The following is a 13945-nucleotide window of genomic DNA, read 5'->3' as shown; positions in this document are numbered from 1 at the left end:
CAGAATCAATAATAATTCAATTAAATTTTACTCTAGATTTATTCGCCTCCTTTTAGGATACTTAACTCGATAAGAAAAATGCTCTTGAACCTGACTACCACTACCTAGGTCGATTTCCCAAGTTAAAATTTGAGTTTCTTTATCGACTTGTGCCGTTCCTGTTTCTACTTCATCAACTTTGATCTCACTATTACCACTTATCGGTACACGATCTTGCAGTTTAACCATAACTGTTTTATTACGATTGTTTTTTAATGTGATTTCATAATTTTTAGAAACAATGCGATTGTTACCAAAGAAAGATTTTGCTTTGAAATCTCGTTTATCTTCTCGCTTAACACTTATCTGTGGATCAACACCTAATCCTACTACCAATTCTTCTTTTGTGGTATCGGTGTCAAAATATACTTTACCTATAAATGCATCCTCAAAATAAACATTTGCCTCTCCAGGTATTAAATTCAATGATTCCCAATTAGAAAGAGTAGCGGTCAGAAATACATTTTCATTAATTACAGGAGCAGCATAATAAGCATATGCAGCATCAACATTATTATTTGATATTTCTATATCTGTAGATTCTCCCGTACTAGGTATTGAGTAAAGCTGTGATAAATTAAAGGTGCGCGATGCTATATTCTCTTCAATATCTTCAACTACAGCTGGCACATAATCATCTACTTCAACTTCTTCAGCATCATAATCAAATCTACTTTTCTTTACAGTACGATAGGCTGAAATTACAACTGCATCTAATGATTCTTCCATAGTTACATTAATGTTGGAAGCATATATAGGTGTTTCTTGAGGTGAATAACCGGCAAAACTAATCACTAGTACTTCGCCATCCTCTGCATTGATACTATAATTACCATCAAAATCTGTAGTCGTTGCTATAGAAGTTCCTTTAATTAATACCGTTGCTCCCAGTACAGGTTCGCCAGATCCATCGGTCACTTTACCATTTATAGTTTTAACTAATGGGTTATATCGTTTATTACTTCTACCCGTTGCTCTTGCGTTGTAGTTCCTACTTACAAAACCTAGACGTTTTGTCTCCAATTGGGGCATCTGGTTATCCATCTGTGGATCACCAGTTGATATCTTTAATTTTACATTTTTCCAGTCTGTACCAGTAGCTTGATAAGCTTGGGCTTTAAAAGCGAGGTTTATTTTGTCATCATTACCTTGTGCCGTGATATCATAGATAGGTACCCATCCAGCGCTATATACATTATAACTAAAATTAATCGAGTAACGACGTGTTGATGGTGTGATGACTTTTAATGTTATCGTTCCTCGACGTTCATTAGCCTCAGGATTAAGCTTCTGTTTTTCGATATTCAACTTATTCAGTTGCTCGCTCGCTTTAGTAATAGCCTCATTATTTGCATTACGCTCATTAATAATTGCAGCAAATCTAATACGGTAATAAGAACCAAATTCTTTAATCTGTGCAAGGCTCAATCCGGTATCTTTACTGTTAAGACTGCGATTGCTCTCTAATAATAATCTCTCTTGGTCCAGACCGCTATTGAGTGCATTTAACTTACCTATCGCATCTTTTACCTCTGCAATTTGAGTATCTAGTGCTTTAATATTATTGCTGGTTTCTTTCTTTTCTAATGCAGTAACGCTGTAAGAAAGTCCGTTAAGTCTCATTCCATCTAGATCTGTAATATTAATACTGGCCTCATCAATATCAGGTGATAAATCACTTAATTTAATCTCATGGGTTCCTTTTTTCAATTCTATACTAGCAGTACGTTCTATACGAGCACCTTGTAAGTATAAGGTAACTTCATTAATAGTAGATGCTGTTTTTAAATCCTGACTATGGACTAGAAATGAGGAAAGCAGTATGGTGATAAAAAGAATTCTCATAGTGAAATGTTTGACTCAAATTTAAAGATAAAATAAAAGGAACTTCTTACTTTTAGAAAATGAATAATGAATTTATAGAATCCCACATACACGACATCCCAGATTTTCCTAAAGAAGGAATTATTTTTAAGGATATTTCTCCATTACTCGCTTCCGCGAAAGCGAGATCAATCACCACAGAATTACTTGTTAGAGACTTTAGAGGTCAAACTATTGATGTGGTTGTAGGTATTGAATCAAGAGGTTTTCTTTTTGGAATGCTACTAGCAGATGCTCTCAACGCAAAATTTGTGATGTTGCGTAAACCTGGTAAATTGCCTGGAGCCATTATTTCACAAGAGTATGAGCTAGAATATGGCACAGATACACTAGAGCTACAGGAAAATGCAATTTCACCTGGTGATTGTGTCTTAATACATGATGATGTGCTAGCAACAGGAGGAACAGCAATAGCCGCGGCTCAAATCATTCAAAAAGCTGGTGGGAAAGTAGAAGGTTTTAACTTTGTTATAGAACTAGACTTTATTAATGGGCGCGAAAAAATTAAAGATTATAAGATCGCATCAGTACTTCACTATTAAAAATTAAGGCATAAAAAAAGGTCTTAGTAAAACTAAGACCTTTTAAGGGTGGAAGACGGGATTCGAACCCGCGACTTCCGGCACCACAAACCAGCGCTCTAACCAACTGAGCTACAACCACCATATCAATGTGAGTTTTATTAAAGTGGATCTCAAGAATTCAACCACTGCGCCGTTAAGCGGATGCAAATTTAATACATTTCTGAATATTCAAAACAATTTATAAAAATTATTTTAGATCAAATATGCTATTTACTCCTGGATAGCGTTCTGACTTAAATCCTTCGGCGTGTTCTGTGCCTAAATAACGACCTAAATTTGCAGCTCTATATTTAATTGAATCAAAGAAATTTTTATTGCTAATAGGTGTCTCAGGTTCTTTAGAATTAGGGTCGTAAAACTGTGAGCTATAAGCTGCTACAGATTTTATTTTAGTGTCTAGATAACCAGTTATGTCTATAAGAATGTCTGGCTCCATATCTTGCCATTGTATGTAATGATAGACGTGTTTAGGTCTCCAGGCTTCTTGTAGTTGCCCATCTAATTTTGTTTCAATTTTACGCAATCCAGATAAAAAACAGCTCTTACTTGTAACTTCAGATCCCATTCCATGATCTGGATGGCGATCATAAATGGCGTTACACAACACTATTTCAGGTTTGTACTTTCTTATGATTTTAATAATCTCTAACTGGTGCTGTTCGTCATTTACAAAAAATCCATCTCTGAAACCTAGGTTTTCTCGCACAGATACACCTAATATCTTTGCTGCTGCAGCAGCTTCTTGATCACGTATGTCTGCAGTACCACGTGTGCCTAATTCACCACGTGTGAGATCCAGTATTCCTGTAATCTTACCGTTTGCGGCTTCTTTTGCTAGAACGCCTGCACAGCTCAATTCTACATCATCAGGATGTGCGCCTATAGCGAGTATGTCGAGTTTTAAATTATTCATCATTTTGCAATTTTACGGCTTTTCTCCATGGCGCGTTCTATATCCTCTATAAGGCTACTTACTTCTTCAATACCTACAGAGAAGCGTAATAACTGATCTGTAATTCCTTGATCCTTGCGTTGTTGTGGTGTTAATAATGAATGTGATGTCTCTGTAGGAGCAAGAATGGTACTTTCTACACCAGCTAGACTCAACGCTACCTTAATAACCTGTAATTCTTCTAAAAAACGACTATGGTTAATAGATTCTTTAAATTCAAATGACATCATACCACCATATCCATGCATTTGTGCTTTGGCAATTTTGTGATCTGGATGCGATTTTAAACCAGGATAATTAACTCTTTTAATAGATGGATGTTTCTCTAGAAAGCGAGCTAGTTTTTTTGCGTTGCGAGTTTGTCTCTTAACTCTTAGACCTAGTGTTTTTATACTGCGTTCTAACAACCATACGGTTTGATCACTTAGGCTACCTCCATAATTTTTGGCGGTTTTCCATATTTGATCCATGTGTTTTTGAGAACTACTCACGGTACCAGCACAAATATCGCTATGACCACCTAGATATTTTGTCGCACTATGAATAATGATATCGATGCCAAAATCTGCAGGATTCTGGTTGATAGGTGAAGCAAATGTATTATCGATAACGCTTATTAGAGAGTTCGCTTTCGCGAAAGCGGAAACCACAGTCATATCTACTACTTCTAATAGTGGATTGCTAGGAGTTTCAATATAAATCATCTTAGTATTTTCTTTAAGATGGGCTTTAAGTGATTCACTATTGACTTGTTCAACAAACGAATATTCAATTCCCAGATTCGTAAACTCGGCATCTACAAAATGAGAGGTGCCACCATAGATGGCACGTTGTAAAATAACGTGATCGCCCGTTTTTAAGAACGCCATAAAAATAGCACTAATGGCTGCCATACCACTGCCGAAGATAAGTCCAGCTTCACAGTTTTCTAGTGCAGCAATTTTTTGGGCTAGGGCAACCTGATTAGGTGTATTAAAGTATCGTGGATATAGATTTGTGCCTTCGCCACGATAATCATAAGCAGTTGATGTATAAATAGGTGAGGTAGCACCACCATACTTTTCATCTTCTAAATTTCCTGCGTGTACACAAAGTGTATTAACGAGTCTTTTTTTTGAGCTCATATTCATTTTTTTAAGCAGTCCAAGTTACCGAATAATTGTGTTAAGATTATGTCAAGTTTTATCACCTTTGTACATAGGTTTTAAAGGGCTTATTAAAAATACTATCTTCACACTATGTCTATATTATTTACTTATATCAAAGAACTGGTTCAAGTGCGAGAGCACACTAATGAGCCTTTAAGAGGTACAGCAATGGATGAGCTACCATCTATAAAAAATGCTTATTTATATGTAGAAGATGGTCGTATTGTAGACTATGGATCGATGGATGATTTGCATCCTCATCCCGCAGAAGAGGTATATAATTGTGAAAATCAAATTATCGCGCCTGGTTATGTGGATTCTCATACACATCTAGTATTTGCTGCGACTCGTGAGAAAGAGTTTGAAGATCGTATTCATGGACTATCTTATGAAGAAATTGCTGCACGTGGTGGTGGTATCTTGAATAGTGCGGCAAAACTGGCAGATATGAGTGAGGATGATCTTTATCTTCAAGCTCAAGACCGTCTCAAGCAATTGATAGCTATGGGAACTACAGCTATAGAAATTAAAAGTGGTTACGGTCTAAGTGTGGAAAGTGAGATTAAAATATTGCGCGTCATAAAACGGTTAAAAAGTGAAAATTACATTCCTATTAAAGCAACGTTTTTAGGAGCTCACGCCATACCTCTGGCATTTAAGGATGACAGAAATGGATATCTAGATTTGATCGTTAATGAAATGTTACCTGTGATAGGTGAAGAAAATCTAGCCGATTATATTGATGTCTTTTGTGAGAAAAATTATTTTACAGTCGATGAAATGCTACGAATCATTGAAACTGGTAGTGCATATGGATTGAAGGCTAAAGTACATGTGAATCAATTTAATGCGTTAGGAGCGATAGACGCTGCTGTTAAAGCTGGTGCGGTAAGTGTAGACCATCTAGAAGTAATGACGACTGCAGATTATGAATCGCTTGCTGATGCTAATACGATTGCGACAGCATTGCCTAGTTGTTCTTTTTTCTTAGGGCTGGATTATGCACCGGTTAATGAGATGATTGATAAAAATATAGCGGTCGCGCTGGCAACAGATTATAATCCAGGTAGTACACCATCTGGGAACATGAATTTTGTGTTTTCTCTTGCTTGTATAAAAATGAAAATGACGCCTCAACGAGCATTTAATGCAATGACTGTTAATGCAGCACATGCAATGGGATTACAATATGAGGTAGGTAGTATCACTAGAGGTAAAAAAGCTCATTTATTATTTTTTAAAGATATAGATTCGATGGCTGCTGTTCCTTATCATTTTGGTCACTCAATTATAGATAAGGTATTAGTAAATGGACATCACATACAGGATTAAAGATGAATTTAAATCAGGTCACTGTTCCGTCGTTAGATTTAGAAAGATCTATTCCTTTTTATGAAAAGTTAGGATTAAAACTTATTGTTAAGTCTTTACCACATTATGCAAGATTTGAATGTCCAGATGGTAAGTCAACTTTTTCTATTCATCAAACAGATGAATTGCCTCAAGGTGAAGGTATTTATGTTTATTTTGAATGTGAAGACCTGGACCAGAAAATGGAAAGTCTTATTGAATTAGATGTTGAGTTTTATATGAAACCTAAAAATCAACCGTGGTTATGGAGAGAAGCTAGATTAAAGGATATGGATGGAAATTTAATCATTCTTTATTATGCTGGCGAGAATAGACTTAATCCACCATGGAGAATTAATTAAAGTACAGTTATGATGAATTATTTTCACTTTGCAACGAGAGAAGAACTTCTTTCTTTTAATGGTAATAGGGCTTCTATTAATGATTTTACTGGTGTTGAGTCAGAAGATGATTCAACCACATTTGCACAAGCTGTAGATAGTTGTACCAGTCTAGCTGAGTTAAAGGAATCTCCATCAGATTACGTTATTATAGGAATTCCAGAAGATATAGGTGTGCGAGCTAACTTAGGTAGGGCAGGAGCTTCACAGGCATGGGATGCTTTTTTATCTTCTTTCCTCAATTTGCAACATCATTCAGATAATGATTCAAGTCGTTTTTGTGTTTTAGGTCATGTTGTATTAAATGATTTAATGGATGAGTGTCAAACACTTAATGCAAATAGTCACAAGGAAAGAATACAACTAAGTGAGGCAGTTCAAATGATAGATCAACGTGTCTCTACTATTGTAAAAGAAATAAAAGACTTAGGGAAACTACCTATTTTAATAGGTGGTGGACACAATAATTGTTATCCTATATTAAAAGCTTTTAATGGTATAGATGTCATTAACATTGACGCACATACCGATTTAAGAGTTGCTAATGGAAGACACAGCGGTAATGGCTTTTCTCATGCATTAGAAAAAGGCTATTTGCGTAATTATTTTATGATAGGATTACAGGAGAATTACTTGAGTAAATCGATGCGAAAAATTTTACATGATGATCTAAGGCTTTCTTACATTGCATACCAGTATGATTATACTAATATAGCTGAAGGTGTTCAACTTGCCATAGATCATATAGATTCTACTAATTACGGACTTGAAATAGATATGGATGTTGTTGCTAATTTTCCGTCTAGTGCACAATCTCCTATTGGGTTTTCAATAGAAAGATTGCGCAAAACGGTTAAGGAAATACTAGAAGTAAGCGATGAGATGCCTCGATATATCCATATTTGCGAAGCAGCTCCTATTTACGGTTACCCTAATCAGGTAGGTAAAGCACTGGCTAACTTGGTAAACGATTTGCCATAATACCTTTAATATTTTAGTCAATAAATCTAGAATCAGTGAGCGTCTTCATAAAGTTAATGATGTCATTCATCTCATCTTGTGTAAGATTTAATGGTTCAGTAGGTAGAGTTTGATATTCTTGATCAATAATACCGATTCCATAACCACCACCACGATTATAAAAATCGACAACCTCTTCTAAAGTTTGATACACACCATTATGCATATATGGAGCTGTTAGTTCAATATTACGTATGGTTGGTGTTTTAAAAAAGTACTTTCTATTCTCTGTTTTAAAAACGTCATACCTTCCCAAGTCAGGATCTATATGGCCATTAGTAATTACAGCTGTCTCAGGAATACCTAAATGCTCCATTTCTGTATCCATATAATCTGGTGGCACGGTACCATTAAAAACCGGTGCAAAATGACAAGTGGCACATTTTGCTTTTCCATTAAATAGATTGAATCCATTGATTTCTGAAGCGGTTAAATCATTTTGTTCATCTCTAATATTTTTATCCCATTTAGAATCCCAATCATTTAGTGTTCTCACATAATCTGCAATAGCTTTTCTGACGGTTTGTTGATTTATGTTTGTAGCATAAGCTTTTTTAAATTGATTTACATAACTAGAATCTGATTCAATGGCTTTTGTAAAACTTTTAAGATCAGAATGAAATTCATTACTGTTATTAATAACAGATACTATTTGACCTTCTAGACTACCTGCTCTTTTATCATAAAAAAAACCTTGTTGATATGCACTGTAAGTTAATGTAGGGCTATTGCGAGTTAGCCCTTTTGGTTTTGAAATACCATCTGTAAAAGCTAATTGCTCCATATGACATGTCGCACAGCTTATTGATTTGCTGGTAGATAAATTTGAATCATTAAATAATCGTTTACCTAAGGCCACTTTACTATTATTTAAATTTAGTTCACCTGTTTTAGCAAAATAATCTAATGATAAGGTCTCCTTAGAAAAAAGACTGCTAGCCTCATTTATTATTGCAAGTTCAATAGGGAATTCTACATTCCATTCTGTAACTGTACTATTCCATAATTTGAGAAAAGGATCGACATGCTCAGTAATAAATTCATATCTATTAAAATGATTAAAATCTGTTGATTTTAAAAAAGAACGGGCTTTTAGAAAATGAGTTTTCCAGCGGTCTTTTAATGTTGAATCCTTAAACTGTGAAGAGTAAAGAGATAGTATTTGTTCGGTTTTCGCAAGAGCGATAACAGCATCTTCAAGACTATTCTCTAAAACTGGTGAGTCAAAACCAGTGACGCCAGTTGTAGCGGTACGTATTATTTGTTTACGTACTATCCATAAAATATGGTATGGCTGGTAGTGACTTAAATCTGAGTTTTTACTTAATAATTCTAATCGAGATGCAATTATAGTAGAGGTTTTGTGAATGGAGTCGATATCAAGTTGATCCGTAAATATTAATTCTTCAAGAGTTTGAAAACTCTGCGGATTATTAATTTTAATATCTGTGAGGTCTTCTTCTTCTACTTTTAGAATATTGGGAGCGTTTAAAAAATTATAGTTATTGATATCGTGAAACGATAATATAGGCTCAACTTTTTTAAAGGAGTTTCTCGCTTTTATGAAATAAAATTCTAGTGAATCCCTTTCAGTTGTACTAGATAGTTGTGTTGTATATTCTATACACTCACTAATGTCATTGATGTAAATATCTTGTAATACTTGATTTTGATTAATAGGCTTACTTATCTTATAATCGTTTTCTTGTTTACAGGATGTCATTAAAAAAATAAGACCTGCTATGATACAGGTCTTATTTAAAAATATTTTAAGTTCTTCCATATTATCTTTCTAATCCTGAAATCACATACATCATACTACCTTCTTTACGGCTAGAAGCGACATCAGATACCGCAGTTGGATCTGTGAAAGCACTACCGTCTGCAGGTTCCCATCCGTGATTTTGAGTCATAACTAAAAAGGTATTGTCCACACCTATAGTTTCTGATATATCAATCATACCGGTGATTTCCCAGATGCTGTTTTCAGTACCTATTCCTGCTGCAGCTGCAGCTACTTGATCACATTCTAACACCGTTTTTAATTCGCCAGTATTTAAATTGTATTGATATAATCTAGCATAGTGTGTTCTTGCAGCATCATCAAAGTATCCATTAGGATCCTCTTGGATATAAGCATAGTTTTCTGTTACTAAAATGTTGTCAGGACTATGAAAACCCCATGCTTTTCCGCCTTGCTTATCACCATCTAATACACAAGTAATTTTTGCAGGACCTGTAGGATCGTTTTCATTAAGCTCTACTTTATAAATTCTACCATAAAGAGATCCTTTACCTACTAGATCTGCTTTAAGGCGTCCTGTAACTGCAAAATATATTTCTCTTTGATTGTCGTCGCTACCTCTTCTCCAGTCGATGTCTTCTAATCTAGAGAATCCCATAACGCCTTTCTGTTTAGCTTCAGCATCTAGTAAATCGATATTTCTTTGATTCAGTTCAACAAATTCTGCATCATATGTTTGTCCTTCTACCATATCTACTTCAAAGTTGATACCGCTAGTGTTTACTTTTAATCCATATAGTTTACCACTATACAAATCACCACGATCACCTACATACATCCCAAGTTGACCTGATGGAATGCTGTTATCTGAATGGTCATCACCTATAAAAACAACTGTTTTATCATCATAAGCATCCTTACCTATAGCGACAGCATTTTCTGTACTCCATTGTCCCATTGCTGTTAGAATCTCTGGAGTAGTACGAGAAGAGCTAGGCTTAAAAGGTTCGGTCACAAAAACACCCTTTGATGCGCCACCCCATTCACCACCAGATAAATATAAAGGACCAAATCCATGCTCTTCTGGTGTAATTAAAGAACCTGAACATTGTGCTGTAGCAGCAGTAGCATCTGAATTAAGAATATATTCTCCTGCAACAGGTTTAAACGTCTTGTCTAATGTGATGCGAGCTATTGAATAGTCTGCTTCTATATTATTAATCAACATAAAATTGTCATCCTGTTGATTGTACATTAATCCAGCACCATCTGCCATTGAACCGTATACAAAGTTAGGAGTGTCTGGCAATTGATCAGCACTGGAGAGAATAGGGTAGACGCTCACATTATTAAAAGAGGATGTGGTCTTTAAAAAATTAGGTGTGCTAGAGTGAGCTTGCAACACAATTTCTTTTCCTTGTGAACCAGTTGTCGGATTATCATCGTCATTGTTACAACTTACTAATAGGGAAAGTAACGATGCAGAAAAGAGTAAATATTTTGTTTTCATAAGTTATGATTTTTTTAGTTGCGGCAAAAGTAAACGTCCCATCCAGCAATGTTTAAATATCAAAATCAATGAATCTTTAAGCGTTTGTAATCTATATGGACTTGCTCGTTACTCTAAGGTTAAGAGTTTTAATTAAATGTTTTGATAAATAATTAATTCACTCATAATCAATTTTCTAAAAATTGAATTGTAATTTTAATTTAAAGTTAAAATTTTGCTACATCTATATAAATAGACCACATATAGTAATAAATCCTTCTTAATTCATAGGTATTGGTCATCGCTTTCGCGAAATTTGATTTCAAAATAATTACGACTATGAAAAAAATTATACTATCGCTCAGTCTTATTGCTATACTGGTAAGCTGTAAAAAAGAAACCACCAAAGAAGTAGAATCAACAGTGCAAAATGAGGTAACCTCTACTGATAGTTATCAACCTGACATAGAAATAATGCCGATTTCTCATGCGACATTTGTGATGAAATGGGATGATAAAGTTTTTTATATAGATCCTGTTGGTGGTATTGAAGCCTTTCAAAATATGCCTGAAGAAGATGTTATCTTAATTACAGATATACATGGAGATCACCTAAACATAGAAACCTTAAACGGCGTGCGAAATAAAGAATCTCTACTCATCGTGCCTGAGGCTGTTAATGATAAAATAAAAGATGATCAAAGAGATGCTGAGGTGATACATAATGATCAATCCACAAGTTTTGATGGTTTTAAAGTGACCGCAATACCTATGTATAACCTCACAGAAGAACGTCTTAAGTTTCATGAAAAAGGAAGAGGTAACGGATATGTAATTGAAAAAAATGCATTTAAAGTCTATATTTCTGGAGATACAGAAGATATTCCTGAAATGAGAGCGCTTGAAGGGATTAATAAAGCCTTTGTGTGTATGAATCTACCATATACTATGACTGTGGAAAGCGCAGCAGATGCTGTTCTAGACTTTGCCCCAGTTGAAGTTTATCCTTATCACTATAGAGGAACTGATGGTAAATCTGATGTGGTTAAGTTTAAAGAATTAGTAAATATTGGAAATAGTGATATTCAAGTAACACAACTAGAATGGTATCCAAATTAATTTTGTTTATTTTATTTTTTAATTAATTAAACATTAACGCTGGTTTTAGCAATAACCATTTAATTTTAAGCAAATTAAATAGTATGAATAACAAAGCGATCCTTTGGATGATTTTCACCACAGCGTTTTTAATCTTAATAACCATATTATCATCTTACAATGTTACTTTTAAATGGATATTTTCACTGGTAATATTAGGTCAGGCATTTTTAATTATAACAGTTTATAAAGTTTTAAAGGACGATTATAAGACTGCGTTAACTTTTAAAGATGGTTATCAAGATCATCCTATAGAAAAAGAGATAGAATAACTACAAAACAATTATTGTAAAAAGCGATCCAATCGGGTCGCTTTTTTTATGGACTATAGTTATAAAAAGATAACCGTGATACTTTAGTTAACACTTTGAAACTTTATTGAAATCTTAGACGTATAAGTTTGTCATCACAAATCGGGATAAATGTCATATTTCCATAGGGAATAATATATCACCTTAAAGGCATTATCATAAAATTACGAGCCTAAACCGCGATTTAAATTTGTCACATAAATATTTAATATTAAATCTATTATGAAAACAATACTTTCTATTTTAATAATGATAAGTCTATCAACTACTGCTAGTGGTATAGGGAATGATCAATTCTATAAAGAAGCTAATGTCTTTTTACAAACCCATGTAAAAAATGGTTTAGTAGATTATGACGCTATTGCAAAAGAACCTACTCAATTAAATAAATTAATTGACATGATTATAAACGCACAAGTCGATTCATCAAACTCTCAAGATTATCAAGCCTTTTATATCAATGCATATAATTTATATGTTATCAAAGGTATTGTAGATGATAAATTATCGTCTCCATTAGATAAAAAAGGTTTTTTTGATTCAATAAAGCGAAAAGTAGCTGGAGAGTCACTGACTTTAAATGATATTGAAAATAAAAAACTTAGAGCCACATTTCATGATGCTCGATTTCATTTTGTTTTAGTATGTGGTGCGTTAGGTTGTCCACCTTTAATCAATCAAGTATATAGTCCAGTAACATTAGAAAAGCAACTAGAGCAACAAACTATTAAGGCTTTAAATAATAATGAATTTATACAAGTCAAGAAAAATAGAGTAGCAGTATCACAAATCTTTGAATGGTATCAAGAAGACTTTATAGCTTCAGGAAAAAGCATACTAGAATTCATATCAAAATATAGAAAGCAAGCTCTTCCAGAAAATGCCAAACTGTCTTTTTATACCTATAACTGGAAAGTAAATAAACAATAATTAATTTAAACATAAACACACCTATATCAATGAAATCAACCCGTCTATTTTTAGTTCTTCTTGCCCTTATAACGGGTTTAGCGACTACAGCACAAGAAATTATGAATGATGAGCCTAAAGGTTCAGTTATTCAAACATTAACACCTTCAAAATTAATAGGTAAAGGTCAATACGATATCAAGTGGTTCAATAACTTATATACCCAAACTAGAAGTACATTTTCAAATGGAAGAGAAGACCGACAAACTTTCTTTACATCAACCATAGAGGCTTATACCGGTATAGGTAATGATAAGAGGTGGAATGTAGGGCTTATTCTAGAAGCGCGTAGTAATGTCGTTGCAGACAGGTCAGCTTTAGACGTTTTCTCATTTGATGGAGAGTATGGTACTGCTCGATCAGGTCTTACCTCTATAGCACCATCAGTAAAATTTGTACCTTTCTCAAGAGTTAATAATTTTTCTATTCAAAGTTCTCTTTTCATACCGCTTGTAGATAATGAATCAGAAGATTTTGCTCCTATTAATAATAACAACGGTGTCTTTTTAGATCAAAATGGATTCACATGGCAAAACAGATTTTTCTATGACTACACCTTTGATGGAGATAAATGGCAAATTTTTGGAGAACTTAATTCAGAATTTAACTTTGGTGATGAAGATAAGAGCTTTGCAAATAACAGTTTAAATCTTACTCCTGGAGTGTTTCTTAGTTACTTCCCATCTTCAAAGTTTACAGTGCTTGCACTTGCGCAACATTCACAACGTATCGATTTAGGGAATAATTTCACACAAGACTTTACAGCCATAGGGACAGGTGTAAAATACCAACTTACTGATGAGCTTAATATAGAATCCTTATACACCAATTTTATAAGAGGTAATGATACAGGACTAGGACAAACCTTTAACATAGGTCTACGATTTGTAAAATAA

General features: G+C 34.2%; 13 protein-coding genes and 1 tRNA gene. 8 read left to right on the top strand and 6 right to left on the bottom strand.

Going from position 1 to position 13945, the window contains the following annotated elements; translation table 11 throughout:
• Nucleotides 1–27: 27 nt before the first annotated feature.
• On the bottom strand, nt 28–1884 hold the full coding sequence (locus BST92_RS00830; RefSeq protein ID WP_105069752.1) for a DUF4139 domain-containing protein: 1857 nt from the start codon (nt 1882–1884) through the stop codon (nt 28–30).
• A 59-nt stretch (nt 1885–1943) separates the two neighbouring features.
• On the opposite strand from BST92_RS00830, the gene BST92_RS00825 reads away from it, so the two are divergent.
• Entirely contained in the window at nt 1944–2465 is a 522-nt protein-coding gene (locus BST92_RS00825) for an adenine phosphoribosyltransferase (RefSeq protein ID WP_036584339.1), read from the top strand.
• A 46-nt stretch (nt 2466–2511) separates the two neighbouring features.
• Here BST92_RS00825 and BST92_RS00820 read toward each other — a convergent pair.
• The 3 genes from BST92_RS00820 to BST92_RS00810 all read right to left on the bottom strand — a co-directional run bounded on the left by BST92_RS00820 (nt 2512) and on the right by BST92_RS00810 (nt 4583).
• Nucleotides 2512–2587, bottom strand: a tRNA-His gene (locus tag BST92_RS00820).
• A gap of 107 nt (nt 2588–2694) precedes the next feature.
• Nucleotides 2695–3423, bottom strand: a complete 729-nt coding sequence (gene bshB1, locus BST92_RS00815; RefSeq protein WP_245910827.1) for a bacillithiol biosynthesis deacetylase BshB1 — start codon at nt 3421–3423, stop codon at nt 2695–2697.
• The gene (locus BST92_RS00810; protein WP_105072158.1) at nt 3420–4583 is read right to left on the bottom strand and encodes a trans-sulfuration enzyme family protein; all 1164 of its coding nucleotides are present in this window, start codon (nt 4581–4583) and stop codon (nt 3420–3422) included. Before BST92_RS00810 ends, bshB1 begins: the two co-directional genes overlap by 4 nt.
• Before the next feature lie 114 nt (nt 4584–4697).
• On the opposite strand from BST92_RS00810, the gene hutI reads away from it, so the two are divergent.
• Genes hutI through BST92_RS00795 form a run of 3 tightly spaced genes read left to right on the top strand, consistent with a single transcriptional unit; the run spans nt 4698 to nt 7339 of the window.
• Entirely contained in the window at nt 4698–5939 is a 1242-nt protein-coding gene (hutI, locus tag BST92_RS00805; RefSeq protein WP_105069751.1) for an imidazolonepropionase, read from the top strand.
• A gap of 2 nt (nt 5940–5941) precedes the next feature.
• Nucleotides 5942–6319 (top strand): VOC family protein, encoded by a 378-nt coding sequence (locus BST92_RS00800; RefSeq protein WP_105069750.1) that lies wholly within the window; start codon nt 5942–5944, stop codon nt 6317–6319.
• Between the two features lie 9 nt (nt 6320–6328).
• A complete protein-coding gene (locus BST92_RS00795) occupies nt 6329–7339 on the top strand; it encodes a formimidoylglutamase (RefSeq protein WP_211292408.1) in 1011 nt (336 codons plus the stop codon).
• Nucleotides 7340–7352: 13 nt separating this feature from the next.
• Here BST92_RS00795 and BST92_RS00790 read toward each other — a convergent pair whose 3' ends face one another.
• Both BST92_RS00790 and BST92_RS00785 read right to left on the bottom strand, forming a co-directional pair.
• The gene (locus BST92_RS00790; protein WP_105069749.1) at nt 7353–9161 is read right to left on the bottom strand and encodes a cytochrome-c peroxidase; all 1809 of its coding nucleotides are present in this window, start codon (nt 9159–9161) and stop codon (nt 7353–7355) included.
• A 1-nt stretch (nt 9162) separates the two neighbouring features.
• Complete coding sequence (locus BST92_RS00785; protein WP_105069748.1) at nt 9163–10632, bottom strand: alkaline phosphatase PhoX; 1470 nt, start codon at nt 10630–10632, stop codon at nt 9163–9165.
• Between the two features lie 318 nt (nt 10633–10950).
• Between BST92_RS00785 and BST92_RS00780 the strand changes: the two genes are divergently transcribed.
• The 4 genes from BST92_RS00780 (at nt 10951) to BST92_RS00765 (ending at nt 13945) form a co-directional block, all read left to right on the top strand.
• Nucleotides 10951–11730 carry an MBL fold metallo-hydrolase gene (locus BST92_RS00780; protein WP_105069747.1) on the top strand — a complete coding sequence of 260 codons (780 nt, stop codon included), beginning with the start codon at nt 10951–10953 and terminating at the stop codon, nt 11728–11730.
• Nucleotides 11731–11813: 83 nt separating this feature from the next.
• Entirely contained in the window at nt 11814–12041 is a 228-nt protein-coding gene (locus tag BST92_RS00775; protein ID WP_105069746.1) for a hypothetical protein, read from the top strand.
• 261 nt (nt 12042–12302) lie between these two features.
• Nucleotides 12303–13010 (top strand): DUF547 domain-containing protein, encoded by a 708-nt coding sequence (locus BST92_RS00770; RefSeq protein WP_105069745.1) that lies wholly within the window; start codon nt 12303–12305, stop codon nt 13008–13010.
• Between the two features lie 29 nt (nt 13011–13039).
• Nucleotides 13040–13945 carry a hypothetical protein gene (locus tag BST92_RS00765; protein WP_105069744.1) on the top strand — a complete coding sequence of 302 codons (906 nt, stop codon included), beginning with the start codon at nt 13040–13042 and terminating at the stop codon, nt 13943–13945.

The organism is Nonlabens arenilitoris, from assembly GCF_002954765.1.
Classification (GTDB): domain Bacteria; phylum Bacteroidota; class Bacteroidia; order Flavobacteriales; family Flavobacteriaceae; genus Nonlabens; species Nonlabens arenilitoris.
This window is presented reverse-complemented; position numbering and strand designations above follow the sequence as displayed.